The 26,488-nt window shown below is 74.3% G+C and carries 17 protein-coding genes; 9 read left to right on the top strand and 8 right to left on the bottom strand.

Going from position 1 to position 26,488, the window contains the following annotated elements:
• Positions 1–251 precede the first annotated feature (251 nt).
• Complete coding sequence (locus ACN20G_RS32375) at positions 252–2,216, top strand: ABC transporter ATP-binding protein (protein WP_424216805.1); 1,965 nt, start codon at positions 252–254, stop codon at positions 2,214–2,216.
• On the opposite strand, the gene ACN20G_RS32380 is transcribed toward ACN20G_RS32375, so the two are convergent.
• Together ACN20G_RS32380 and ACN20G_RS32385 are read right to left on the bottom strand one after the other, a co-directional pair.
• Entirely contained in the window at positions 2,204–3,775 is a 1,572-nt protein-coding gene (locus ACN20G_RS32380) for a PH domain-containing protein (protein WP_424216806.1), read from the bottom strand. The two genes, ACN20G_RS32375 and ACN20G_RS32380, sit on opposite strands and share 13 nt — an antisense overlap.
• A complete protein-coding gene (locus ACN20G_RS32385; protein ID WP_424216807.1) occupies positions 3,772–4,293 on the bottom strand; it encodes a PH domain-containing protein in 522 nt (173 codons plus the stop codon). The genes ACN20G_RS32380 and ACN20G_RS32385 overlap by 4 nt, the downstream gene beginning before the upstream one ends.
• An 86-nt stretch (positions 4,294–4,379) precedes the next feature.
• On the opposite strand from ACN20G_RS32385, the gene ACN20G_RS32390 reads away from it, so the two are divergent.
• Together ACN20G_RS32390 and ACN20G_RS32395 are read left to right on the top strand one after the other, a co-directional pair.
• Positions 4,380–5,003, top strand: a complete 624-nt coding sequence (locus ACN20G_RS32390; protein ID WP_424216808.1) for a TetR/AcrR family transcriptional regulator — start codon at positions 4,380–4,382, stop codon at positions 5,001–5,003.
• A 148-nt stretch (positions 5,004–5,151) separates the two neighbouring features.
• Positions 5,152–5,721: an NADPH-dependent FMN reductase gene (locus tag ACN20G_RS32395; RefSeq protein WP_424216809.1), complete on the top strand. Its 570-nt coding sequence runs from the start codon at positions 5,152–5,154 to the stop codon at positions 5,719–5,721.
• A 52-nt stretch (positions 5,722–5,773) separates the two neighbouring features.
• On the opposite strand, the gene ACN20G_RS32400 is transcribed toward ACN20G_RS32395, so the two are convergent.
• Both ACN20G_RS32400 and ACN20G_RS32405 read right to left on the bottom strand, forming a co-directional pair.
• A complete protein-coding gene (locus ACN20G_RS32400) occupies positions 5,774–7,888 on the bottom strand; it encodes a PIG-L family deacetylase (RefSeq protein WP_424216810.1) in 2,115 nt (704 codons plus the stop codon).
• 164 nt (positions 7,889–8,052) lie between these two features.
• Positions 8,053–9,957 carry a stealth family protein gene (locus tag ACN20G_RS32405; protein ID WP_424216811.1) on the bottom strand — a complete coding sequence of 635 codons (1,905 nt, stop codon included), beginning with the start codon at positions 9,955–9,957 and terminating at the stop codon, positions 8,053–8,055.
• A 345-nt stretch (positions 9,958–10,302) separates the two neighbouring features.
• On the opposite strand from ACN20G_RS32405, the gene ACN20G_RS32410 reads away from it, so the two are divergent.
• From ACN20G_RS32410 to ACN20G_RS32430, 5 genes are all read left to right on the top strand, one after another.
• Positions 10,303–11,313 carry a hypothetical protein gene (locus ACN20G_RS32410; protein ID WP_424216812.1) on the top strand — a complete coding sequence of 337 codons (1,011 nt, stop codon included), beginning with the start codon at positions 10,303–10,305 and terminating at the stop codon, positions 11,311–11,313.
• The gene (locus ACN20G_RS32415) at positions 11,310–14,159 is read left to right on the top strand and encodes a stealth conserved region 3 domain-containing protein (RefSeq protein ID WP_424216813.1); all 2,850 of its coding nucleotides are present in this window, start codon (positions 11,310–11,312) and stop codon (positions 14,157–14,159) included. The genes ACN20G_RS32410 and ACN20G_RS32415 overlap by 4 nt, the downstream gene beginning before the upstream one ends.
• 180 nt (positions 14,160–14,339) lie before the next feature.
• Positions 14,340–16,031: a purine-cytosine permease family protein gene (locus tag ACN20G_RS32420; RefSeq protein WP_424216814.1), complete on the top strand. Its 1,692-nt coding sequence runs from the start codon at positions 14,340–14,342 to the stop codon at positions 16,029–16,031.
• 168 nt (positions 16,032–16,199) lie between these two features.
• Positions 16,200–17,801, top strand: coding sequence for a maltose/glucose-specific PTS transporter subunit IIBC (gene malX / locus ACN20G_RS32425; protein WP_424216815.1), 1,602 nt, complete (start codon positions 16,200–16,202; stop codon positions 17,799–17,801).
• A 3-nt stretch (positions 17,802–17,804) separates the two neighbouring features.
• Positions 17,805–18,986 (top strand): MalY/PatB family protein, encoded by a 1,182-nt coding sequence (locus tag ACN20G_RS32430; RefSeq protein WP_424216816.1) that lies wholly within the window; start codon positions 17,805–17,807, stop codon positions 18,984–18,986.
• A gap of 68 nt (positions 18,987–19,054) precedes the next feature.
• Here ACN20G_RS32430 and ACN20G_RS32435 read toward each other — a convergent pair whose 3' ends face one another.
• The 4 genes from ACN20G_RS32435 to ACN20G_RS32450 all read right to left on the bottom strand — a co-directional run bounded on the left by ACN20G_RS32435 (position 19,055) and on the right by ACN20G_RS32450 (position 25,770).
• Positions 19,055–21,844 (bottom strand): S8 family peptidase, encoded by a 2,790-nt coding sequence (locus ACN20G_RS32435; RefSeq protein ID WP_424216817.1) that lies wholly within the window; start codon positions 21,842–21,844, stop codon positions 19,055–19,057.
• 124 nt (positions 21,845–21,968) lie between these two features.
• Positions 21,969–23,621, bottom strand: coding sequence for a phospholipase A2 (locus tag ACN20G_RS32440; protein WP_424216818.1), 1,653 nt, complete (start codon positions 23,619–23,621; stop codon positions 21,969–21,971).
• 485 nt (positions 23,622–24,106) lie between these two features.
• A complete protein-coding gene (locus tag ACN20G_RS32445; RefSeq protein ID WP_424216819.1) occupies positions 24,107–24,799 on the bottom strand; it encodes a response regulator in 693 nt (230 codons plus the stop codon).
• Complete coding sequence (locus ACN20G_RS32450) at positions 24,796–25,770, bottom strand: HAMP domain-containing sensor histidine kinase (protein ID WP_424216820.1); 975 nt, start codon at positions 25,768–25,770, stop codon at positions 24,796–24,798. Before ACN20G_RS32450 ends, ACN20G_RS32445 begins: the two co-directional genes overlap by 4 nt.
• A 244-nt stretch (positions 25,771–26,014) precedes the next feature.
• Between ACN20G_RS32450 and ACN20G_RS32455 the strand changes: the two genes are divergently transcribed.
• Entirely contained in the window at positions 26,015–26,485 is a 471-nt protein-coding gene (locus ACN20G_RS32455) for a cation:proton antiporter regulatory subunit (RefSeq protein ID WP_424216821.1), read from the top strand.
• The last annotated feature ends 3 nt before the right edge of the window (positions 26,486–26,488 follow it).

The raw sequence follows: 26,488 nt of genomic DNA on the forward strand, positions 1-26,488 counted from the left end.
CGCCCGGGCCCGCCGGCGGGAACCGGCCAAGATCCGCCCCCGGCCGGTCCCGACGGGACACGGGTCCCCCGCCCCGGGCGCCCGTGCCCGCCCGGGGCGGCGGGATCGACGATGCGTCCGAAACACACGCGTTCGACACGCGTCCCCGACCCGTTGAGGTCGACACACTGCCGACACCGCCCCGCCACCGGCCCCCGACCGGCCGGCACGCGGGCGGCTCCCGTCGTCGACTCCCACGCCAGGAGGCCCGTTTGAGCACGTTCCGAGAACCGCGCACACCCGACGCCGCCACCGCCGTCCTCGCCCCGCCGACCCCCGTCGGCCGCACCACCCCCACCTCGGCGACGGCCGCCGCCGAGGAACTCGTCGACGCCTACTGGGCCACCTACGACGCCGACGCGGCCGAGGCCACGGGCATCGAGGTGCTCCGCCGGATGCCCCGCATCCTGGCCACCGTGGCCCGGCTCGCCTGGTCCGCGAGCCGGCGCGACACCCTGCTCGTCGTCACCCTGCAACTCCTCGCCGCGAGCCTCGGGGCCTTCTTCCTCGTGGCCTCCGTCGGCGTCCTCCAGCACCTGTTCACCGCCGCCCCCACCCCCGACCGGGTGCGCGAGGCCGCGCCCCGACTCGCCCTCGCCGTCTGCTTCCTGTGCGGCCGGGCGCTGCTGGAGGCCCTGGTCGGCGCGGCCCAGGCCCGGCTCGCGCCGGCCGTCCGGGCCCGCCTCGAACACGAGCTGCACCACCTCGCCTGTCACGTCCCGCTCGCCGTCGCCGACGACCCGACCTGGCACGACGACGTGCTCCGCGCCGAACAGCGCGGGCTCTTCCACGCCCGGCAGATCGTCGGGCAGGTCGTGACCCTGGCCTCCGCCGCCCTGGCCCTGGCCGCCACCGGCTCCGTCCTCGCCGTGCTGCACCCGCTGCTGCTCGCCCTGCTCCCGCTCTCCGTGGTGCCCGCCGCCGCGGTCGCCGCCCGGGCCGCGCGGGCGCGGTTCGCGTCGTTCAAGGAACACCAGGCGATCAAGCGCCGGATCCGGGTGTTCTCCTGGCTGCTGGTGGACCGGGACTCCGCCGCCGCCCTGCGCTCCGACACCGCGCAGGCCGCGCTGCTCGCCGAGCACGCGGCGCTGACCGAGGCCATGGCCCGCGAGGACGCCCGGCTCGGGACGCACGCCGCCCGGCTGACCCTGTGGGGGCGCGCGGTCGGCGGCGCCGGCCTGGGGGCGACGTACCTGGCGCTGGGCGCGCTGCTCCTCGACGGCCGGGTCTCGCCGGCGGTGGGCGCGGGGGCGGTGCTCGCCGTGCAGGCCGGGCAGGCCGCGCTGAACCGACTGGTCACGGTCGGACACCTGGTCTTCGAGGACGCCCTGTGGGTGCGCGACCTGCTCGCCTTCCGGGACCGCGCCCTCGTGCCCGCCGAGGGCGGGGCGCCGGCCCCGGAGCGGCCGACGGAGATCCGTTTCGAGGGGGTGTCCTTCACGTACGGGGGCGCCGACCGGCCGGCCCTGCACCCCTTCGACCTCACCCTGCGCGCCGGGCAGCGGGTCGCGTTCGTGGGGGCCAACGGCTCCGGCAAGTCCACGGCCGCGAAACTCCTCGCCGGTCTGCACCGGCCCACCACCGGCCGGATCCTGTGGGACGGGCGGGACACGGCGGAGATGGACCCCGAGTCCCTGTGCGCCCGCGTGGCCTGCGTGCTCCAGGACCCGATCCGCTACCCGTTCCCGGCCCGCTCCAACATCACCATCGGCCGGGGCACCCTCACTCACGCGGAGCCGGAGCGGGTGCTGGAGGCCGCGCGGCGGTCCGGCGCGGACCGGATCATCGCGGGGCTGCCCGGGACCTGGGACACCGTGCTGTCCAAGAGGTTCCGGGGCGGGCGGGAGCTGTCGGCGGGGCAGTGGGCGCGGATCGCGGTGGCCCGGGGGCTGTACCGGGAGGCGCCCGTGCTGATCCTCGACGAGCCCACCGCCGCGATGGACCCGCGCGGGGAGCACGCCGTGTACGCGGCCGTGCTGGACGACGCGGAGGGGGCGGAGGCGGAGCGGATCACGGTGCTGATCTCGCACCGGCTCGCGGCGGTCGTCGGCTGTGACCTGATCCTGGTGTTCGGCGAGGGCCGGGTCCTGGAGGCGGGCACGCACGCCGAACTGATGGCGGCGGGCGGGGAGTACGCGGCCCTGTTCGCCCTCCAGGCCGGGGCCTACCGGGAGTGACGCACCGGCCGGTCCGTCGCGTCGCGCGCGGGGCGCGGCGGACCGGTCGTGGGTTCGGGCGCGGGCGCGGGCTCGGGTTCGGGCGGGTCCAGGAACTCCTCCAGGATCCCGGGCCGGGCGCGCGCGGCGAAGAGCGGGGCCTCGCGCGCGTCGAGGTCCCGGATCGCGTAGCCGTGCCGGCCGGCGGCCACCGCGGCCGTGAGCGTGGTCAGTCCGGCCCGTCGGCCGCCCGGGGAGCTGGTGAAGGTCCAGGCGAGGACGGCGGAGCGGTCCAGGACCAGGGTGTCGCGGCCGAGGGTGCCGGCGCGGGCCACCAGGTACGGCCCGTGCAGGGCGTGCCCCAGGCTCCGGTGGGCGTCCCGGGCGAGCAGCCACGCGCAGCCGCCGCCCAGCGCCGTCCAGCCGCCGGCCGCCCAGGCCCAGCCGGGGTGTCCGGTGGCGGCGGCGAGGGCGAGTGCGGGGAGCGCGGGCCAGAGCGCCGCGTGCAGGGCGCGCCGGCGGCGCCGCAGCCGGGCGGCCGGGGGCGCGGGGCGCAGCGGGGTGGTGAGCGCGGGGGTGTTCAGGACCTCGCCGAGCAGGCGCAGGGCCTCGGCGCGGGGTCCGGGCGGGGCGAGGGCGCCCCGGGCGTGGGCCTCGTCGGGGCCGCCGAGGCCCGCCGCGATCAGGGTGGGGCGGGCGCCGCCCGCCGCCCGCAGCGGCAGGGGTTCGCGGAGCAGGGCCCCGTGCAGGCGGCTGCGTTCGATGTCGGCGCGGCGGGTGGTGAGCAGGCCCCGGCGGACGGTGAGGGTGTCGGGGCCGGTCCACGCGGTGCGCAGCCCCCACCAGTTCTCCACGTGCAGGGCGATCGCGCCGAGGGCCCCGAGGGTGCCCAGCGCGAGCAGGGCGAGGAGGCCGAGGAGGGCGGCGGGGCCGGCGGGGTCGGGGCCGAGGGACGCGGTGAGGCGGTGGAGGGCCTCCGCGCGCCACCAGGGGTAGTCGAGGGTGTCGGCGATCCGCGCGGCCGTGCCGGCCGCGATCAGGATGCCGCCGGGGAGCCAGAAGGTGAGGGGTGCCCACAGGGCGCCGCGCCACGTGAAACGGGCCAGGTCGCCGGTGGGGGCGGGGCGGTCGGGGTCGGCGCCGGCGAGGAGGGCGTCGCGCAGCCGGTGGGCGGCGGGGGTCGGCAGGGCGTTGAGGACGAGCCGGGCGCCGGTGGTGTCGGTGTCGCCGGTCACGCGCAGGACGGTGAGCCCGAGCAGCCGGTGCCCGGGCGGGGCGGTCAGGTCCACGCCGCGGATCCGGCGCAGCGGCAGGGTGCGTTCGCGGCGGGCGAGGAGTCCGGAGCGCACGACGAGCGCGTCGCCGGTGAGCCGGTAGCGGGTGCGGTCCAGGCGCAGCGCGGTCAGGGCGATGGCGGCGGCGAAGGCGAGGAGCAGCGTGGCGACGAGGGCGCGGGTGACGGCGGGCGGGGGGCCGAGGTCGAGGGCCAGGCCGAGGAGCAGGGGGCCGAGGGGGGCGGCGACGGGCGCGCAGAGGGGGAGCGCGGTGCGTCGGGCGGGCCCCGGCGGGCGGGGGCTCACGGGGTGTCCGCGGGGGCGAGGGCGGCGGCGCGGGTGACGTGGGCGGCGAGTTCGCGGGCGGTGGCGTCGGTCAGGCCCGGGACGCGGATCCGGCCGGCGGTGGAGGCGGTGGTGACGGTGAGGGTGCTCAGGCCGAACCGGCGGCGGAGCGGGCCGCGCGTGACGTCGACCTCCTGCACCCGGGAGAGGGGCACGATCCGGTTGCGGCGCAGCAGGCGGCCGTCGGCGGCGTGGAGGGCGTGGGCGCCGAGTTCCCAGGCGTGCAGGGCGTGTTGGCGTCGGGGCACGAGCAGTTGCCAGGCGAGGGCCGGGGCGAGGGTGGTGAGCGCGAGCAGGGGGCCGAGCCAGGGCAGGGCGCCGGGGAAGAACAGGGCCGAGCAGCCGGCGAGGGCGAGGCCGAGCAGGAGCAGCGGGCCGCTGACGGTGAGCAGGGCGCGGGCCCGCCACCAGGTGAGGGCGGCGGGCGCGGGTCGGTTGCGGGGCGGGCGCAGGCGGGGGAGGGCGGATGCGGGGTCCATGCCGAAGCCTTTTCAAGTCAACTGTATTGGTTCCCGTACGGTACAACGGTACGACCGACTTGCAAAGACGGGGTGAGGGACGCGAGATGCCCAAGAAGGTGGACCACGAGGCCCGGCGGCAGGAGATCGCCGAGGCCCTGTGGCGGATCGCGACCGCGCGCGGCCTGGACGACGTGAGCCTGCGCGACGTGGCCGCCGAGGCCGGCATCTCGCTCGGCCGGCTCCAGCACTACTTCCGCAGCAAGGACGAGATGCTGCTGTTCGCGCTGCGGCACGTGAACGTTCTGGCCGAACGGCGGATCCGGGAGCGGATCGAGGGCGCGGCCGTCGCGCGCGGGCGGGCGCCGGGCGCCCGTGAACTGCTGCGGGAGTGCCTGCTCGGGCTGCTGCCGCTGGACGAGCACAGCCGGGTCGGCAACCTCGTGGGCGTGGCCTGGCTCGCCCGCGCCATGCACGACGAACGGCTGGCCGCCGAGGCCCGCGAGGGCGTCCCGGCGCTGACCGCGTTCCTCGGCGACCTGGCGCGCGCGGCCCGCGCCGAGGCCGGTACGGACGAAGGCGCGGGCGGCTCCGGGGTGGGCGCGGCGGCCGAGGGCGCGCTGCTGCTCGCGACGGTGGACGGGCTCACCACGTACACCCTGCTCGGCGTGCACACCCCCGACGAGGCCGTCGCGCTCCTCGACGCGCACCTGGCCCGCGTGCTGGCCTGAGGGCCCCGCGTCCCGTCACGCGGACGCCCGAACCGGGACAACTCCGCCCGAGTGGTGCCGAGGTGACGGATCGTGGTTGCGGTGGCGGCCCCCGACTGATTGCCTGACCGGCGCGGTACCCCGATCTTTCGTGCACAGGAGTCACACCATGCCCCACCTGCAGTTCGTCATCGCCAGCACCCGCCCCGGTCGGGTCGGCCCGGCCGTCGCCGCCTGGGCCGCCGAGCAGGCCCGCGCCCGCGGGGACTTCGACGTGGAGGTCGTGGACCTCGCCGAGATCGGCCTGCCCCTCTTCGACGAGCCCGAGATGCCCGCGACCGGCGTCTACCACCACGAGCACACCAAGCGCTGGAGCGCGACCGTCTCCCGCTCCGACGCCCTGGTGTTCGTCATGCCCATGTACAACGGGGCCTTCACCGCGCCGCTGAAGAACGCCGTGGACTTCCTGCACCGCGAGTGGCAGGGCAAGCCCGTCGGCCTGTTCAGCTACAGCGCCGGCCCCTCCGGCGGCGCCCCGGCCGCCGAGATGATCCGCCCGGTGCTGACCCGGGTCGGCTTCCGGGTCGCCGAGCACGCCGTGGCCCTCCCCGGCACCGGCGGGCTCGTCACCCCCGAGGGCCTGGACGCCCCCGAGGGCCTCGCCGAGGGGCTCGCCGCGCTCCTCGACGAACTCGCCAAGTCGGTCGCCGACACCCCGGCGGTCCCGGCCGGTATCTGAGGCCCGCCGCCCGCACCGGGTCGGCACCCGCGTCGGGCCCCGCGCCGCGCCCCTACTTCAGGCGCGCGGCGTGGAGGCCGGCGCTCGGGGTCAGGTGGACGAGCAGGGCCATGCCCGCGCCCGTGTCCACGAGGGCCGGGGTTCCGACCAGCAGGGGACCCGGGGTGGTGCCCCAGCGGGCCGCCCCGGCCCCGGCCCCGGTCCGGTGCACGGCCGTGCTCGCGGAGCCCTTGTTGTTGCGGGCCGCGTACAGCAGGGACCCGCCCCGGAAGGGCAGGAGCGCGACCGCCCCGTACCCGCGCGCCGGCAGGCCCGGGTCCCGGGGCGCCCAGGCGCCGCCGCGGGCGGGCAGGACCGCGCCGACCACGCGCGCGGTCTTCGCCTCGCGGTAGGCCAGGCTCACGTCCCCGGTGTCCGTGACGGCCGCGACCGGCGGATCGGCCGGCGGCGGCAGCGGCAGGTCGGCCGGGGTGAACGGGCCGCCCGGCGCGCTCTGCGCCCAGTGCCGGACGGCCTCGCGGCCGGAGCCGAACACGTGGATCCGGCCGCTCTTGTCCGTCACCGCGGACAGGCCCTCCTGCACCTCGCCGCCGCCGAGCGGAGTCCACGAGCCCCAGCGGCCGTTCGCCTCCCGACGGCGCGAGACGACCCGCTTGGACCAGTCGCGGGTGAACAGCACGGGCCGGCCCGTCGCGTCGAGGGCGACGGCGGGCGCGCCGACCCGGCGGCCCCGGTCGGGGTCGCGCTCCGGATTGCCCAGGCTCGTCCAGGGGCCGAAGGGGCCGCCCGGCGCGGACTGTTCGCACGTGACGAGTTCCCGGCGGTTGTCGGCCCGGGTCGGGCCCAGTTCGGCCACGCGCACGGCGAACAGCATCCGGCGCCCGTCCCGGGTGGTCAGGGCCGTCAATCCGGGCAGCAGCCGGTCCCCGCCGAGGAAGGTGGGGCGCTCGTCGAAGGTGCCGGAGCCCTTGGCGGTCTCGCGCCACGTCGCGGGCCGGCCGCCGAGCACGGCGAAGGCCGTCAGCACCCCGTCCGGGCCCGCCGTCACGACCGGCGGCGCCGGAGTGCGCAGGCTGGTGCGCTTGAGCCAACCGGTGCCGTAGGAGCGGTTCTTGCCCACGTCGTAGTCCCCGCACCCGGCGGTGAACGTGCACGCGTCGGGGGAGCCGCCGTAGGCGTTGAGCACGTTGCCCTTGGCGCGGATCAGCTCGCGGGGCAGGTTGTCGGGCCAGCGCTCGTTGTAGTAGCCCCGGTAGGGCACGACGGCGTACGGCGCGTCCTTGTCCGGGCCCGGCCCCTTGTACCGCTCCAGGGCCGCGAGCGCGAACAGCGCGGCGGCGGTGTGGTCGGGGTGGTCGGAGTAGCCCGCCTGGTCGTGGTGCTTGCGGAAGGTCTTGTCGTGCACCTGCATGTCGGGGTCCGGGTCGAGGATCCGGATCAGGTTGGGGCGGTGCGTGTCGAGGAGGTGGGCGAGGGCGGCGATCAGGCCCTCGCGGTCCATCGGGTGGCTGGTGGTGACGGGCGAGCCGGTGCTCACGAGGGTGCTGGTGCGCATCGTGGGGTTGGTCCACAGGTCGGGCAGGCCCATGGCGCGGGCCCGCGCCGGTCCGGACCCGCCGCCGTGCTGGCGGATGCCGAGGAAGACCAGGGTGATGCCGGGGTGCTGTTCGAGGGTGTCGACCTCGATGGCGGTGCCGTCGGGCAGGGGCTGCGCGGTCATCCGCCAGGGGGAGTCGGTCCTGCCCGTGGCCATCAGGGAGTACGCCTGGCGCAGGCCCTGGCGACGCGCGCCCGCGTAGCCGGGCACGTCCGGGGCGGGCCGGGGCCTGCCGGGCACCTTGTTGACGCCGCCGCTCTCCCCGCAGTTCAGGTACACGCTGACGAGGGCGTCGTTGGCGTCGATGGACTGTTCGAGTTCCGGGTTCATGAAGTACAGGTCGTCGTCCGGGTGGGCGAGGATCTGCAGGGTGCGACAGCCGCTGGTGCCGTCGTGGTCCGCGGCCACCGCGGCGCGGGCGGGCGCCTTCGACGGGCTCGGCGCGTCCTCGGGGCGCGGGCCGGCGCCGTCGGAGTTCACGCAGGCCGCGAGGCCGGCCACGCCGGCCAGGGCCATGCCGGTCACGACCGTGCGTCGACTCGGGCGCGGACCGGTGGAGAGAGGGAACACGGGCGGACATCCAGGGTGGGCGGGTGGCGCGCACACCGGGGGCACCCGCGTGTCACCACATGAAGGGACAGATCGTGTATCGCGCCCGATACCCCGACCTTTCGGTCGCGGGGTCCCGGGCAACCTGTCAGATGTGGTGTGACGTGCGCCGGTTCCGATCCATCTCAGGAATTTCGCTCGAATCGGCTCGGGATCGGGAAGTACGCCGACAGGAACGCCTTGACCAGCCGGTCCGTGCGCTCGAAGTCCCCCTCGTCCGAGGTGGTGTCGTTGACGCAGAACACGTCCTTGTCCCGGTTCAGCAGCAGCCGGTCGAGGTGGTTCGGGGTGTGCGGGTGGGCCACGTCGAGGTACACGTAGCGCAGGTCGCCCGGGACCGCCCGCCGGGTGTGGAAGGCGTAGTAGTGGTGCAGCGAGGACGGGATGGCGAGGTCGTCGCGGCTGCGGAACCGGTGCGAGCCGGTGGCCGCGTGCTGCTCGGGGAACTCGGCCTCGATCTCGGCCAGCACGGCGCGGCTGAGCGCGTGCGGGGTGTGCCGCATCTTCGCCACCGGGGTGGTTCCGAAACGGCCCTCGATCAGGGCCCGGTTGTTCTTCCCGGCCGCCGAGACCGGCACGTCCTCGTCGGTGCGCGGACCGAGCGGGACGAGGGCGGGGGAGGGGAAGAAGGTGGTGAGCCCGTTGGCGTGGAAGAAGTCCTCGGGGGTGCGCTCGGCGCCGAGGAACACGTCGTCGTTGAAGTAGAGGAAGCGCTCGGAGAGGCCGTCGATGTGGTGCAACCGGCTCTCGATGGCGTGCGAGTTGAAGGTGGGCAGCGCCTGCGGGTCGTCGAATATCTCGCGGTGGGAGACCACCCGCAGCCCGGGGGCGGAGGTGTCGAGCCACTCCGGGACCTGGTCGTCGGTGACCAGGTGCACGGTGCGGATCCACGGCGCGTACATCTGGATCGAGCGCAGCGAGTAGCGCAGCTCGTCGTGGTCGGCGTACCGGGCCGCGTTCGCGGACTCGGCGTGGTAGACGGCCCCCGAGAAACGGGCCCGGCGGGCCTGCCACGCGGGATCGGCGCCGTTCACCCACGTGTACACGGCGTCCACCGGGAAGGTCACGTCGCCGGGCAGCAGGGAGGTGAACTCGGGGCGGGTGCGCACGTCGAGCCGGCCGGTGACGGGGGTGCCGTGCGGGGCGGTGAAGATCTCGACGGGCACCGTGACGTCCTCGCCGACCAGCGGCAGCGACTCGGTGGCCGCGTTGCGCCGGGGCGCCAGCAGCCGGCCGTCCTCCTCGGGCCAGAACTCGACGTCGCAGCCGTACTCGGGGCCCAGGACCAGCCGTCGGCCGGGGTCGGTGAGGTAGGAGAACAGGCGCAGGGCCTCGCCGTCGGACTGCCGCTGCCAGGCGCTCGCGAGGTGGGCGGCGGCGATCCGGCCCGGTCCCTTCGCGGTGTCCCCGGCGACGAGGTAGCCGGGCCGGGTGTGACCGTGCTCACGCAGGGCCTTCAGGGCCGCGGCCCGATCGCGCAGCGGCACGCCCACGGTGGTGTGGCCGCGGCCGCGGCCGCGCACGCAGAAGTGCTCGACGCCGGCGGCGGTCAGGGCCTCGGTGACGGCGCCCAGGTTGTGGGCGCGGGCCGCGCGCGGTGACAGGTCGGCGAGCGGCACGGCGAGCCGGGGTCGGCCGCCGACGGTGACGACGAGGGCGCCCGAGCCGTCGATCAGCCGCTGATTGGTCGCGGCGAAGCCGGAGGAGCGCAGCCGACCGCCCTGGAGGGTGGCCGTGGCGGCGGCGAGCTGCTGCTTGACCTTGCGGCGCCGGTCGGGGGAGAAGCGGCGGGCGATGGCCTTGCGGCCGCGCACGGGCAGCACCTTGCGGTACACGGAGACCAGGGCGGAGCCCTCCGCGTTGTGGGTGCCGCCGACCCCGGGCACGCCACCGGAGGACCCGGCGGGCGCGGGCTGTCGGGGCACGCGGGGGTACGACGCGGCCTCGGGCACGGTGCTCTCGCCGCCGCGCGGTCCCGGTGCCTCGCCCGTGCGCTCCCGGATCCCCGGAACGTGTTGACCCTGTGTCATGACCCCACCTGCCCTCGCCTGTCCTCCGCGACCGGACAGGTCGGTCGGCAGGGGGCCGACCCGTGGAGGCCGAGCCACTTCGGAACTAAGTTAATGTAACTAGTACGTCAAGATGAAGTGCTGGGCAAAACTGGTTGCCAGGCCGGAGCCGTGTACTGCTCTCGTCGTATGGAAGGCGCAGGTCCTTCCGGCGTCGCGAAGGTCACACACCTGGACGGATCGCCCGCGGCGATTCCGTGCCCTCCGTCGGGCACCATGTCCGGGACGACAAGGGGGAACCTTCCGCGCCACGCAACCGAAGCACCGGCCGCACCCCTCTTCCAGGGCACGACCGGAGATCGGAGCATGATGGCTGACCCCCTCCTCGCCCGCGCGGTGCGCGCGGCGAAATGGGCCCGGGGCACGGCCGGCCGCGCCAAGCGCCGCGCCGAACGGATGGACACGGTACCCACCCTCGGGGTCCGCGCGGGAGCGGGCACACCCGTGCGCCCCCTGCACCTCTCGCTGCTCGGCGGCCGCACCCTCAACCTCGCCGTGACGAGTCCCACACCGGACGCCGAACTCGCCGGGGCCCAGCTCCACCTCGTCTCGCGCGGCACCACCCACCGGCTCCCGCTGGAACGCGAACCGCAGCCGCACGGCGAGATCCTTCTCACGCTGACCACCCCCCTGCGCCACGCCCTCCACGACGCCCCCGAGGCCCGCGGCCCCCGACTGCGCGACGGCCGCTGGCGCCTCGTGCTGGTCACCGAGGACCGCGCCGGACGCGTCCGCCGCACCCCGCTGGCCGCGCCCCCGCCCGTCCCCCTCGCCGACGGACCCACCCTGGCCGGCCCCCCGGACCCGCGCACCGGCGTCCGGCACCGCGTGATGCGCACCGTCGACGGCCACGCCGTTCTCAAGGTCGCCGGCCCCCGCCGCCAGGCCGAACTGGTCGCGCTCGACCTCGCCTGGGACCACATCACCGTCCGCGGCCGGGTCCTGGGCACCGACGTGCCCACCGGCGCCGCCTGGCAGGCCGAGGCCGTCCGCCGCGGCACCGGCGGCGCCGCCCTCCCCATCGCCACCCGCTGGGACGGGGACGCCTTCGCCTTCGAGCTGCCGCTCGCCGAGATGACCGGCCCCGGCCAGGCCCAGCGCGTCTGGGACGTGCGCCTGCGCACCGACTCCGGCAAGCTCCGCATCGCCCGCAAGCTCACCGACGTGCGCCATCCCCGCCGCGTCTTCCGCACCCCCTTCCGCAGCATCGCGACCGCCGACGGCTCCGTGCTGCGCGTCCACGCCCATCTCGCCGCCTCCGGCACCCTCGCCGTGGCCTGCGCCCGTGTCGTCTCCTCCGAGGACTCCACCCGATGAAGATCACCTTCCTGCTCACCTGGGGCGACGAGATGGGCGGCACCGAGATGGCCGTCTACACCCAGGCGGCGCATCTCGCGGACCGCAACCACGAGGTCGAGGTCATCAGCGTCTTCAAGACCCGTCCCGAACCCTTCTTCGAGGCCGGCCGGCCGATCCCCCGCCGCTACCTCGTGGACCGGACCGGCCCCTACGAGCGCCCCGTGCGCGCCACCGGCCTGTCCGAGTCCGACTGCCGCACCCTGGCCTCGCTGGCCAGCGAGGTCGTCAAGCCCTCCTGGGAGGGCACCTTCGACCGGCTCTCCGACATCGAGATGACCGCCGCCCTCGGCGGCCTCGACACCGACGTGCTGATCACCACCACCCCGGCCCTGATGGCCGCCGCCGCCGAGCTCGCCCCGGCCCGCGTGATCACCGTCCACCAGGAGCACCGCGCCTCCCAGCTGCGCGGGGTCAGCGGCGAACCGCTGCTCGTGTACGCGCCCCGCATCGACGCCCTGGTCTCCCTCACCGACCGCACCAACGACTGGTTCGCGGACTCGCTGGGCGCCACCGCCCCCGAGCTGGTGGCCATCCCCAACGCCGTCCCCGACGGCTACCGCCCGCGCTCCGACCTCGACGGCAAGACCATCGTGCTGGCCGCCCGCATGACCCCCGAGAAGCAGCTCGACCACGCCATCGAGGCATTCGCCGCGATCGCCGACGAGCACCCCGAGTGGACCATGCGGATCTTCGGCGACGGCCCGCAGGAAGTGAACCTGCGTCGCATGGTCGAGGCCCGCGGCCTGCACGACCGGGTCCGGCTGATGGGCCGCTCCGCGCAGATGGAACAGGAGTGGGCCAAGGCCGCCCTCGCGGTCCTGCCCTCCCGCAACGAGGCGTTCCCCCTGGTCCTGCTGGAGGTCTTCGCCGCCGGCGTGCCCGTCATCGCCTACGACATCGTCACCGGCCCCGCCGAGATCGTCCGCCACGGCGTCGACGGCCTGCTCGTGCCCGCCGCCGACCGCGAGTCCCTCGCCGCCGCCATGGCCAAGCTCATGGAGGACGACGACGCCCGGCACGCCTACGGCGAGGCCGCCCGCACCGGCGTCCGCGAGCGCTTCGGCGCCGCCGGCGTCACCGCGCGCTGGGAGGAGCTGTTCACGCGGCTGCTGGCCCGCCGCGACGACCCCGCCCGCCTCGCCGAGCGCGCCGACCGCGCCGCCCGCCGGATCGCCGCCGGCGGCACCCGCAGCTTCAACGTCAGCGCCCCCGTCACCACCCTCGCCGACTCCGTCGACGAGCAGAAGGCGCGCGAGGTCATCATCCAGGCCCAGGACCACACCCTGGTCCGCACCGCCGGCCGGCTCGCCGAGGAACGCGACGACGTGCTCGGCTCCCGCATGGGCGACTGGAACCTGGAGATCACCACCGAGGCCCTCGACGCCCGGGGCGTCCCCTACCTCCTGCTGCGCGACGACCACTTCGCCCACCGGATCGCCGTCGAGGTCGAACGCCGCGCCGACGCGCTGGCCGCCCTCGCCGAACACCTGCACGGCAAGCCCGTCTACGCCGAACTCATCTCCCCCAAGGGCGCCGCGCCCGGCGCCTGGCTCGCCGAGCGACTGCGCGAGGCCGGGGACGTGGCGGGAGTCCGCGTGTTCAAGCCCGTCACCAGCGTCAGCCGCACCCTGCGCTACGGCCCCGGCTACGGCTGCTCCGTCGAGTTCTGGGACGTGGCCGACGAGGAGGCCGAGTACCCCGGCTGGCGCACCGCCCCGCGCGGCAGCACCCTGATCGGCCCCCGCCTGCCCGACCTCGCCCCCACCGCCACGCTGCGCGTCGGCGACCGCGAACACCCCACCAAGCAGGAGTTCGTCGACCCGCTGATGTCGCGGATCGACTTCCCCGTGGACGTGGTCTACACCTGGGTCAACGACGACGACGAGGCATGGCGCGCCCGCCGCGACGCCGCCCGAGCCGAGGCCGGCATCGACACCGGCGAGGGCGCCGACAGCGGTGACGTGCGCTTCCGCAACCGCGACGAACTGCGCTACTCGCTGCGCTCCCTGGCCATGTTCGCGCCCTGGGTCCGCAACGTGTACATCGTGACCGACGGCCAGACCCCGGCCTGGCTCGACACCGCCCACCCCGGCGTCAAGATCGTCGACCACCGCGAGATCTTCACCGACCCGAGCGTGCTGCCCACGTTCAACTCGCACGCCATCGAGAGCCAGCTGCACCGCATCGAGGGACTCTCCGAGCAGTTCCTCTACTTCAACGACGACGTCTTCCTCGGCCGGCCGATCGCCGCCAACGCGTTCTTCCAGACCAACGGCGTCGCCCACCACTTCCGCTCGCCCACGGCCGTCCCGCCCGGCGAACGCACCCCCGACGACGAGGGTTACTTCGCCGCCGCCAAGAACAATCGCGAGCTGCTGCGCCGCGAGTTCGGCAAGGTCGTCACCCACGGCTTCCTGCACGCCCCGCACCCGCTGCGGCGCGACGTGCTCGCCGAGATCGCCGAACGCTTCCCCGAGGAGATCGCGGGCACGGCGGCGGCCCGGTTCCGCTCCCCCGAGGACTACTCCGTCACCTCCTCCCTGCACCACAACTACGCCTACCTGACGGGCCGTTCCGCCCCGGCGAGCATCTCCTGCACCTACGTCAACGTGGGCAATCCCGCCCACCACCAGACCCTCAGCAGCCTCCTGGCCACCCGCTCGCGCAGCGTGTTCTGCATCGGGGAGTCCGCCGAGTCGGTCATCGGCGTCGCGGAGCAGGACCGCACCCTGCGGGCCTTCCTCCAGGCGTACTTCCCGGTCCCCTCCCCCTACGAGAAGCCGGCCGGGAAGCCCTCCGCCTGATCCCGCCGCACCCCCCGAAGGGCCCGACCGCCGACGCGGTCGGGCCCTTCGGCGTGTCGGCCGGCGGGTGAGGGGTCGGAAACGGGACGTTCACGTGCGAGGCCGGCCGCGGGAAACACCGCGTTCCCACACTGGCCACGGCACGACGACACACCGCACCCCGCCCCCGGAGGACCGCCCATGAGCCGCAGCACCACGGACCCCCGACCACCGCTGCGCGAACCCGGACCCGAGCCCGAACCGGGAGCCGGGACCGCCGCCGCACCGGTCGAACAGGCCGTCCGGGAGACGCTGGAGGACTACACCCTCCGCTTCGCCCCCCGCTCCTACCGCCGCTGGAGCCCGATGGTGGTCGCGGGCACCGCGCTGGGCGGCATCGCGTACATGGCCGACTTCTCCATCGGCGCCGGCATCGGCCTCGCCCACGGCACCGGCAACGCCCTGGCCGCGATCGCCCTCGCCGCCGTCGTCATCTTCGTCACCGGCTTCCCCCTCGCCTACTACGCGGCCCGCTACAACATCGACCTCGACCTGATCACCCGCGGCTCCGGCTTCGGCTACCTCGGCTCCGTCCTGACCAGCGTCATCTTCGCCTCGTTCACCGTGATCTTCTTCGCCCTCGAAGGCTCGATCATGGCCCAGGGCCTGAGATTCGGCCTCGGACTGCCGCTCTGGCTGGGCTACCTGGTCTCCACCCTCCTCGTCATCCCGCTCGTGGTGTACGGGATGAAGGCCCTCAGCCGGCTCCAGGTGTGGACCACCCCGATCTGGCTGCTGCTCATGGTGGCCCCCCTCGTGCACCTGATCGCCGTGGACCCCGACAGCGTGGACCGCTTCCTCGCCCACCCGGGCTCCACCGGCGACGGCTCCGTCAACGCCGCCTCCGTGCTGCTCGGCGCCGGCGTCTGCCTCTCGCTCATCGCGCAGATCGGCGAACAGATCGACTACCTGCGCTTCATGCCGCCCAAGACCGAGGTCAATCGACGGAGTTGGTGGACGGCCGTGATCGCGGCCGGCCCCGGCTGGGTGGTGCTCGGCGCGCTCAAGCAGGCCATCGGCGTGTTCCTCGCCGTGCACGTGCTCTCCGCCGTCGGCCCGACCACGGCGGTGGAGCCGATCGAGCAGTTCCGGGCCGCGTTCGCCGAGATGATGCCCTCCTGGCTGGTGGTGCCGCTGGCGGTGGCCCTGGTCGTGATCAGCCAGATCAAGATCAACGTGACGAACGCGTACTCCGGCTCCCTCGCCTGGACCAACTCCTGGACCCGCGTCACCCGCCGCTACCCCGGCCGGATGGTCTTCGTCCTGGTCAACCTCGGTTTCGCGCTGGCCCTGATGGAGGCCGACATGTTCGCCTTCCTCAACGCGATCCTCGGCTTCTACTCCAACTGCGCCATCGCCTGGGTCGTGACCGTCGCCACCGACATCATGATCAACAAGTACGTGCTGAAACTCTCCCCGCACGCCCCCGAGTTCCGCCGGGGCATGCTGTACGCCGTCAACCCCGTGGGCGTGGTCGCGTTCACGGCCGCCTCCGGCCTGTCCATCGCCCTCTACTTCGGGGCCTTCGGCAACGACCTCCAGCCCTACTCCCCGGTGGCCGCCGCCCTCCTCGCCTTCGTCCTCACCCCGCTCACGGCCGTGGCCACCGGCGGCCGCTGGTACCTGCGGCGCACCGACGACGGCCTCGCCGAACCCCTCCTCGACGCCGAGGGCAACCCCAGCGGCGCCGTCTTCCCCTGCCACGTGTGCGGCCAGTCCTACGAACGCCCCGACCTCGCCGCCTGCCCCGCCCACGAGGCCCCCGTCTGCTCCCTGTGCCTGGCCACCGACCGCACCGCCGCCCACGTCCTGCCCGCCGCCCCCGCCGGCTGAGGCCCGGGACGACGCCCGGGCAGCGAGGGGAGGAGGGCCCGGGACAACCGGGCCCTTCTCCCCTGACCCACGCCACGGCTCCCAACGGATTCTTTACACGGACGGCCGGCCGCCCCCACGACCCCCGCCGCCTCCCCCCACCGCCCAGACCGTGACGAAGGAGTCACCGTGACCAAGGCGAAGGCCGCCCTCTGGGAATTCCTCCAGGGCCTCGGCAAGACCTTCATGCTGCCCGTCGCCCTGCTGGCCTTCTGCGGCATCATGCTCGGCGTCGGATCCTCGCTCTCCAGCGACGCCGTCACCGGCAACCTGCCCTTCCTCAAGGGCGAGGGCTTCCACCTGGTCTTCACGTGGATGGCCAACACCGGACTGGTCGCCTTCAAGTTCCTCCCCGTCCTCTTCGCCATGGCCATCCCCCTCGGCCTGGCCCGCGAGGACAAGGGCGTCGCCGCCTTCTCCGGGTTCGTCGGCTTCGCCTCCATGAACCTCGCCGTCAACTTCTTCCTCACCGCGCGCGGCGTCGACCTCGCGGACAAGGACGCCATCGCGCACTACGGCATCGCCGACGTGCTCGGCGTGAAGTCCATCGACACCGGCCTGCTCGGGGCCGTCGCCGTCGGCGTCGTCGTGGCCCTGCTGCACCGCCGCTACCGCACCAAGCGGATGCCCGACGCCCTCGCCTTCTTCGGCGGCCTGCGGTTCGTGCCCATCGTCTCCGCCCTCGTCATGAGCGCCTTCGGCCTCCTCGTCCCGCTGATCTGGCCCACCCTCGGCGCCGGCATCGCCTCCCTCGGCTCCGGCATCGCCCACGCCGGGGTCCTCGGCCCGTTCTTCTTCGGCGCCGGCGAGGTCCTGCTCCGCCCGATCGGCCTGCACCACATCCTGGTGGCCCTGTTCCGCTTCACCGACGCCGGCGGCTCCGGCCTCGTCTGCGGCGAACACGTCAGCGGAGCCCTCAACCTCTTCTACGCCCAGCTCTCCTGCCCCACCCCCTCCGGCGCCGCCCACACCGCCACCCAGTTCCTCTCCCAGGGCAAGATGGCCGCCTACCTCGGCGGACTGCCCGGCGCGGCCCTGGCCATGTACCACTGCGCCAAGCGCGCCATGCGCCCCGAGATCAAGGCCCTGCTGATCTCCGGCGTCGTCGCCTGCGTCATCGGCGGGGTCACCGAACCGCTGGAATTCCTCTTCCTCTTCATCGCCCCCTGGCTGTACCTGATCCACGCCGTCCTCGTCGGCCTCGGCTTCCTCACCGCCGCCGTCCTCGGCGTGTACATCGGCAACACCGACGGCAACCTCATCGACCTGCTGGTCTTCGGCGTCCTCCAGGGCACCACCACCAAGTGGTACCTGGTCCCCGTCATCGCCGCCGTCTGGTTCGCCGTCTACTACTTCCTCTTCCGCTGGGCCATCACCCGCTTCGACCTCAAGACCCCCGGCCGCGAGGACACCCCGCCCGCCGCCCCCGCCGCCGAGCCGGCGCGCGAGGCCGCCGGAACGGGCGAGCCCGTGCGCCTGGTCGCCGGCAAGTACGACCCCGTCGCCATCCTCGAAGCCCTCGGCGGCCCCGCCAACATCACCAGCCTCGACAACTGCATCACCCGGCTGCGCCTCACCGTGGAGGACGCAGACCGGCTCGACGAACCCCGGCTCAAGGCCCTGGGCGCCCTCGCCGTCGTCCGCCTCGACGGCCACAACGTGCAGGTGATCATCGGCCCCCAGGTCCAGTCCGTGAAGGACGCCCTGGCCGCACTCACCCCGGCGGGCTGAACCATGACCCACGAGAACGACGGGTACGACTTCGACACCGTGATCGACCGGCGCGGCACCTGGTGCACCCAGTGGGACTACGTCGAGGACCGCTTCGGCACCCCCGACCTCCTCCCCTTCACCATCTCCGACAGCGACCTCGCCGTCGCCCCCGAGGTGATGACCGCCCTGCGCGCCCGCCTCGACCACGCCGTCCTCGGCTACTCCCGCTGGCGGCACGCCGACTTCCTCGACGCCGTCGCCCACTGGTACGCGACCCGGCACGACACCCCCGTGGACACCCGGCGGATCGCCTACGCCCCGGCCGTCCTCTACCAGGTGGCCCGGATCCTGGAACTCTGGTCCGAGCCCGGCGACGGGGTCCTCGTCCACACCCCCGCCTACGACGCCTTCCCGCGCCTGCTGGCCGCCAACGGCCGCGAGTTCCGGGGCGCGCCGCTGTTCGACCGCGAGGCCACCGAACGCGAACTGGCCCGCCCCGACACCACCGTGCTGCTGCTCTGCTCCCCGCACAACCCGACCGGACACGTCTGGACGGCGGAGGAACTGGACTGGCTCGCCGACCGGTGCGCGGCCCACGGCGTGGCCGTCGTCAGCGACGAGATCCACGCCGACCTCGCCCACGACCCGCACCGGCACCGCCCGTGGCCCCGGCACGCCCGTCCCGGCACCCGCTGGGCCGTGGTCACCTCCGCGTCGAAATCCTTCAACATCCCCGCGCTGACCGGCAGCTACGGGATCTTCGGGGACGAGGAGTCCTGCGAGGCGTACCTCACCCGGCTCAAGGACGCCGACGGCCTGTCCTCCCCGGCCGTGCTCTCCCTCGTCGGCCACATCGCGGCCTACCGTGAGGGCGGGCCCTGGCTCGACGCGCTCACCGCGTACGTCGGCGAGAACCTGCGGATGGTCGCCGACCGCCTGAACACCGCCTTCCCGGCCCTGGCCTGGACCCCGCCGGGGGCCGGCTACCTGGCCTGGATCGACCTGCGCCCGCTGGGCGTGGACGACGCGGCCCTGCAACGGGAGCTGATCGGGAACCAGGGGGTCGCGATCATGCCGGGCACGGTCTACGGGCCCGAGGGCGCCGGCTTCGTGCGCCTGAACGTGGGCTGCGCCCGCGCGAAGGCGGAGGCCGGGGCGGACGCGCTGGTCCGGGCCCTGCGGGCGCTCACCGGGGCCGGCTGACCGGGCCCGGGACGCGCGCGTGCCCCGGCCCCCGGTGAGGGGGTCGGGGCACGCGCGTGATGTGCTGGCTAGCGGGCCGAGTAGCCGAAGGCCACGCCGTTGGCCGGCAGGCCGCCGGCGCCGGGCTTGTACACGGTCACCGGGGCGGCGGTGCCGCCCTGGGTGACGTTGGACATCGGCAGCGCGTACAGCGCGCCGGCGGCGTTCGGGCCGAAGGGCATGCCCACGTACAGCTTCGTGGCGGTGAAGTGGATGTTCTTGCCGAGCTGCTGGTTGGCGCCGGGCGGGCCCGGGATGCCGCCGCCGTAGCCGGCCTCGATCCACTTGTCGTTGGGGCCGGCCGCCCCGGCCAGCGAGAAGGTCTGGATCGCGCCGGCCTTGACCGTGGTGCCCAGGGCCTCGCCGGGGACGCCGACCGCGAGCCGCATGGAGGCGACGGTGCTCACGGAGCCGGGGGCGGTGTTGACGGCGGTCAGGGTCTCGCCGAAGCGGTCGCCGGGCTCGGAGGTGCCGGAGACGTCGTCCTCGGCGGTGCCCTGCATGAGTTCGCGCAGGTAGCTCCAGGTGCCGTCGGCCTTGACGCGGAGCTGGACCACGCGGCCCGCGCCGGCCTGGTTCGCGCCGGCCACGCTCACGCCCTCGCCGGGGGAGCCGATGGCGATGATGGATTCGGTGGGGGCGGCGGCGCCGGTGGCGCGGAAGGGGGCGATGGCCAGGGAGTAGCCGAACTGGTCGCCGGGTTCGGCGTCGCCGGAGATCACGGTGCTGTCCTGGTCGATCCAGGAGAGCGGGGCGGGGCGGCCGTCGGCGTCGAAGCGGTTGGCGTCGAAGAGGACGACCCCGCCGGCCTGCGCGTCCGTGCCGATGGCCTCGTTGGGGGCGCCGACGGCGGCGTAGTTGGCGTCGGCGGTGACGGCCCGGCCGAAGTTGTCGCCCTTCTCGGGGTCGCCGGACACGCCGGGCGTGGCCTGGCTGATGGTGAGGCTCGTGTTCCCGGTGGCGTAGAAGACGCTGCCCGCGCCGACGACGCTGCCGACGGTGTCGCCGGGGGCGCCGATCAGCAGGTAGGGCCGGCCGGCGTCGTTGACGGCCGCCGCGAGGGAGTGGCCCATGCGGTCCCCGGCCTGGTGGACGGAGGAGGCTAGGGAGCCGGGGCCCATGCCCTGTTCGAAGTGGGTGACCTTCTGGGTGCCCGCGCCGAGGCCGCCGGCGGAGCCGTACAGGATGTCGACCATGCCCGCGTCGGCGGCGGTGCCGAGGTCCTCGGCGGGGGTGCCGGCGATCAGGTCGGTGAAGCCGTCCTTGTTCCAGTCGATGGTGGCGAGGGTCTCGCCGAAGTAGTCGTTGGCCTCGGAGCCGCCGGGGATCCAGTCCAGGTCCTGGCTCAGTTCGGCGGTGCCCTTGCCCCCGCCGTACAGGACGCGGATCAGTCCGGCGTTGGTCGCGGTGCCGACGGTGGCCTGGGTGTCGGAGATCGCGAGGTCCTCGACGCCGTCCCCGTTGAAGTCGGTCATGCCGGAGGGCCGGGGGGTGTTGCCGCCGCCGCCGAGGGCCGTGCCGAGGTCGACGCGGGGGGTGGTGGCGCCGGTGTAGACGATGCCGCGGCCGCTGTTCTTCAGCAGGGCGGTCAGCTCGGTGACGCTCTTGGTCGGGTATGCCTGCTTCAGTACGGCGAGGGCGCCCGTGACGTGCGGGGTGGCCATCGAGGTGCCGTTCTTGGAGGCGTACTGGCCGCCGGGCACGGAGGAGACGATGCCGGTGCCGGGGGCGAAGAGGTCGAGCAGCGGGCCCCGGTTGGTGAAGGCGGACAGTTCGTCGTCGTCGGTGGTGGAGCCGACCGTGACGGCGGTGGAGACGCAGCCGGGCACGCTGACCGCGTCGGTGTAGCCGTTGTTGCCGGCGGCGACGACGGTGGCCACGCCGGCGGCGAGGAGCTTGTCGACGGCGGCCTTGCGGACGTCGCCGTCACAGGCGGCGGTGTAGTGCCCGCCGCCGAGGCTGAGGTTGGCCGCGATGATCGGGGTGCCGGCCTGCTTGAGCTTGGCCACGTGCTCCAGCGCCGCGAGTTGGGCGCTGGGGAAGCTGGCCACGCACGGGGCCTCCCCGCCGCAGGCGTCGGTGGTGTCGAAGCGGGAGAAGACCTGGACGGCGACGATGTCGGCGCCGGGGGCCACGCCGTTCTTCGGGGAGCCGCCCGAGCCGGTGCCCTTGCCGGCGGCGATGCCGGCCACGTGGGTGCCGTGGTCGCAGGCGGGGAGTTGGGCGCAGGGGCCGGTGTCGGTGTCGGCGGAGCCGGGGCCCTGTTGGGCGGGGGTGCCGTCCGGGCAGAGGCTGCTCGCGCCGAGGTCGGCGTCGATCGGGGAGAAGCACGCCTCGGCCTTGACGCGGCCCTTGAGGAAGGGGTGTTGGGAGGCGACGCCGGTGTCGAGGACGGCGACGGCGGTGCCCGCGCCGGTCTTGCCCGCCGCGAACGCGGTGTCGCCGCCGATCAGGGGCACGCTCTCGTCGAGGGTGGCGCGTTCGGGCCGGTCCTCGGTGACGGAGACCACGCCGGGCTGGGCGGCGAGCCGGTCCAGGCCCGCCTTGTCCACGGAGAGGGTCACCACGGGCAGCGACGCGAAGTCCTGGCGGGTCTCGCCCGCGGCGGCGGCCTCGGGGAGGTCCTCGCGGCTCTTGGTGAGCACGTTGACGCGGACCTCGCCCGCGGCGGCGGCCCGTTCGTACAGCGGCGGGTCGACGGTCGCGGCCGGGGCCGCGGCGGCGGTGGTGTTCGGCAGCGCGAGGGCCTGGGCCGGTATCGCGCCGAGGGACGTGCTCATCGCGAGGGCGACGAGCGTGGCCCGGATCTTCTTCTTCATGGTGCCTCGGGGAGCAGGGGGCACGGCGTGGCCCGGGGAGGGGGTGGGGGTTGGGTTTGCGGGGCCGGGCGGCGTCGGTGGGCGCCGCCCGGCCCGGTGCGCGGGTGCTGCGGGACCGCCCGGGTCAGTGGGTGGCGTTCGCGCCGTTCTTGGCCCGCCCGAACACCGTGACCGCGCCGTAGTAGGTGTTGGCGAGGGAGCGGCAGGTGCTCTTCCAGAAGTAGGCGGGGCAGGTCTTGCTGTAGAGGGTGCTGTAGAAGACGGCGTCCACGGCCAGGCCCTTGTTGCGCGACAGGTAGTAGCGGTAGCCCTTGTAGGAGTTGCCGATCAGGCCGTAGCCGTAGTCGTGCATGTCGCAGGAGGGGATGAAGTTGTAGCCGAGCGGCTTGTCGGGCGCGGTGGTGCAGTGGTCGTGGTTGATGCCGCGGACCTTGTAGCCGGTCGGGGTGGTCTTCCAGCCGGGGGTGCGCCAGCCGTAGTGGGCCACCTTCGAGGTGCAGCCGGTCTTCCAGTAGTACATCCAGTCGCGGGCGCGGCTGCACTTGGACGGGTAGGAGGTCGGGTCGGTGATCTCACCGCCGGGGAAGTCGGAGGCCGGCGGGGCGGTGGTGGTGCCGTCGCCGCCCTCCGGGGTGTCGCCCTCGACCGGGGTGCCCGGGGTGGGGACGGCCTCGCCGTCGACGGTGGCGGTCGGGGCGGCGGAGGAGGCCGCGAAGCTCAGGTCCCAGCTGCCGTTGGTGGGGGAGGTGATGTCGGAGAGGCGCTTGGTCGCGTCGTAGGCGTAGGTGGCCTGCGGCTCGGCGGCCTCGCTGGGGTTGGTGACGGTGCGCAGCAGGCCGGTGGAGTCGTAGGCGTAGCGGGCGAGGGTCTGGGTGGTGGCGCCCTCGGTGACGCTGATCTGCTTGACCCGGCCGGTGTAGTCGCCGAGGGCGCCGCCGGCGGCGGTGGTCGAGGCGGCGTACGTGACCGAGGTGGACGTGGCGAGGCGGTCGCCGGCGGCGGGGTTGGAGATCTTGGAGACGCGGCCCTGGGCGTCGTACTGGACGGCGGTGGCGTAGACGTTGTTGCCGACGCTGGTGACCCGCCACTTGTCGGTGCCGGTCGCGGCCTGCTGCCACTTGTAGGTGGGCTTGAGGTCGGCGGCCGGGATCGGCTTGCCGGCGGCGTCGGTGAACGCGTCGTCGCCGGAGGCGATCGCGGACAGGTCGACGCCGAGCACCTCGACGACGGTGGTCACGAGGGTGCCGGTGGCGTCGTTCCACTTGGCGGTCGCGGTGACCTGGGAGCCGTCGGCGGTGGCGTACTTCTTGAGGCTGCCGCCGTCGGGGTAGTCGATGCTCGACTTCAGCGCGTAGGTGATCTTCTCGTTGACGCCGAGGTCGGTGACGACGATGCTGTCGCCCTTCTGCTCCAGCTTCCGGTTGAGCTGGCCGCCGACGAACTCGGCTTCCCAGTTGGGGCCGAAGACGCCCATCTCGGTGCGGCCGGCGGGCGCGGACTCGGGCTTGGCGAGGCTGCCGTCGGCCTGCGCGGCGACGGTGTGGCGGCGGCCGACGAGGGCGGCGTCCACGTCGTTCTCGGAGACCTGGAAGGTCTTGTCCGCGGTCGAGTACAGGCCGGGGCCGATCGTGGACAGGGTGCCCTGGGCGAGCGGCTGGTCGGGCGTCTCGGCGGCCGCGGCCCGCGGCTGCGGGGCGGGAGTGACCGCGCCGGACTGCTGCGGCAGGAGCAGCGTCAGTGACAGGGCGGCAATGGCAGGAAGCGCGATTTTTCGCACGAGTCCCCCCTCGTGTTCGTTCTCGGCCGGGTGAATGCAGCGGAGATTAGGCGGCCGTTGATCAGCTCCACAAGGAGCCTCCGGGGGCCGCCGGAGGGGGGTGTCCCGCTTGCGCGCGTGAAGGGGAGGCGCCGGCGGGAGGGGCCTGTGTACGTATGAGTACCCGTACTCATGTGGGGCCCCACGACCCCGTCACAGACTGTGCCCATGACAAGCGAGAGGGCCTTCGAAGGCCGGTCCGACCGGCCCTCCCTGAGTACCGGAGCGCAGTTCCCGAGAGCAAAGCAGCGGTGGTTGTATCGGGCCTGATGTGATCGAGGTCACTTATTCGAGCCTCACATCAGAGCTTCTCTTGAGGATGCCCGGGCTCGACCAAAACGGGCTCTACCAAGGAAAACCCGCTCTCGGGCGGAGAGTTCGGGAAGGTGCGCCCATCGCGGTCCTTTGTGTGAGCCTGCGTGCCCGCGCAGAGTTGCGTTCGCAACTCACGGTTCGATGAGGCCCACCCGGATCGCATAGCGCGTGAGCTCCAGCCGGTCCCGCAGCCCGAGCTTCTGGAGAATGTTCGCCCGGTGCCGCTCCACCGTCTTGGGGCTGATCGTCAACAGGTCGCCGATCTCCCGCGACGTGTACCCCTCCGCGACCAGCTTGAGGATCTCCTCCTCCCGCTCCGTCACCGCCCGCCGGGGCGGCGGGTCGCCCTGCCGGGCCCGCTCCAGCCAACTGCGGATCAGGGCCCGCTCGGCCCCCGGACAGATGAACGGCTCGTCGCGCAGGGCCGCCCGGCACGCCTCCACCAGGTCCCGGTCCGCCACCGACTTCAGCACGTACCCGCCCGCGCCCGCCCGCAGCGCCTCGAAGAAGTACTGCTCGTTGTCGTACATCGTCAGCAGCAGGATCCGCAGCCCCGGCCGCAACCGGGCCAGCTCACGGGCGGCCTGAAGACCCGTCGCGCGGGGCATCGCGATGTCGAGGATCGCCAGGTCCAGCGTCGGGTCCGCCCGGGCCGCCGCCACCGCCTCGGCCCCGTCCGCGGCCTCCGCCACCACCGTCAGGTCCTCCTCCGCGTCGAGGATCAACCGCACCCCCCGCCGCACCAGCGCGTGGTCGTCCGCCAGCAGCACCCGCGCCGGCCGCCCCGGACCGAAGACCCCCGGGCCCCCGCCCGCGCCCGTCACGAGGTCCGCCCCGCGTGCGCCGCCGCGCCGGCCGTGCCCAGCCGCACTTGCGTGCCCACCCCGCCCGGCCCCGCGCCCACGCTCAACTCCGCCCCGATCAACAGGGCCCGCTCGCGCATCCCGCTGATGCCCGCCCCCTCCGGCGCGTCCCCGACCCCCCGCCCGTCGTCGCGCACCACCAACACCACCCCGCGCTCCCCGTGCTCCCCGTGCGCCCGCAGGTGCACCTCCACCCGCCCGGCCCCCGCGTGCCGCGCCGCGTTCGTCAACGCCTCCTGCGCCACCCGGTACAACACCAGCTCCCGCGTCGGGTCCAACGCGGGCAGCCCCGGCGTCACGTGCGCCGACACCCGCAGCCGGGGCCCGGAGAACTCGGCCACCAACGACCGCAGCGCACTGTGCAGCCCCAACTCCTCCAAGACCCCCGGCCGCAACCGGCGCGCGATGTGCCGGATCTCGTCCAACCCGGCCCGCGTCGTCTCCTGCGCCTGCCGCAGGTCCTCCCGCACCGGCTCCGGCACCCGGTCCGCCACGTGCTTGAGCTGGAGCAGCACGGCGGTCAGGGTCTGCCCCACCTCGTCGTGCAACTCCCGCGCGATCCGCCCCCGTTCCGCCTCCAACGCCGTCAACACCCGGCCCGCGCCCGCCGCCCGCTCCGCCTCCAAGCGGTCCAACATCTCGTTGAAGGTCCCGGTCAGCTCCGCGATCTCCCCGTGGCCCACGACCGCCGGCCGCGCCCCCGGCCGCCGCAGGTCCGCCGCCGCCATCGCCCGCGACAGGCGCCCCAACGGCGCCAGACCCACCCGCAACAGCGCCGCGTTCACCACCAGCACCGCCACCAGACCGCCCACCACCACCAGCGCCTCGCCCGAGCGCACCGGCGTCGACACCGTCACCGGCCCCAACAGCAGACACACCGCGATCACCAGGACCGCCGCGTTGAGGAGGAAGATCCTCCGGTACAGCGTCATGAGTTCGCGCCCCTGTCCGTCCCGTGCCCACGCGAGCCCCCGACCATCGTCCCCGGCCCGGCGCGCGGCTGTCCATCCGTGTCGACACCCATGTTCCGCCGTCACGGAACGTGGCACCATGCGGCGGTGGCGCCCCCGGTGACCTGCCAAGACCCGGGCCGCCACCACGGAACGTGACCGCACGGGGGCCATCGCACCCCGACCACACTCACCCAAGGGGGGACCGGCCGTGTCCGTCGCGCGCATGAGCACGACACCGCTGCCCGGCATCGGGGTCCAGTACGACCTCACCACCCGCGAACACCGACACCTGTCGGTGATCGCGCACCGGGACGGCACCCGCACCATCAACCTCTACCGGGACGACGACCCCGACGCCTGCGCCCGCTCCCTGCGCCTGAGCGCCGGCGAGGCCCTCGCCATCGGCGACGCCCTCGCCCCCGCCCACCACAGCCCCAACCTGCTGCACACCACCGACCTCGGCCTCGTAGCCGAACGCGTGGAACTCTCCGCGCACGCCCACTTCAACGGCCGCCTCCTCGGCGACACCCGACTGCGCACCGAGACCGGCGTCTCCGTCGTGGCCGTGCTCCGCCGCTCGGCCGCCATCCCCTCCCCGACCCCCGACTTCCGGCTCGCCGGCGGGGACACCCTCATCCTCATCGGCACCCGCGAGGGCGTCGACGCCGCCGCCGCGATCCTCGGACGGGAGTGAGCG

The sequence above is a fragment of the Streptomyces dryopteridis genome (genome assembly GCF_049606955.1).
Lineage (GTDB): Bacteria > Actinomycetota > Actinomycetes > Streptomycetales > Streptomycetaceae > Streptomyces.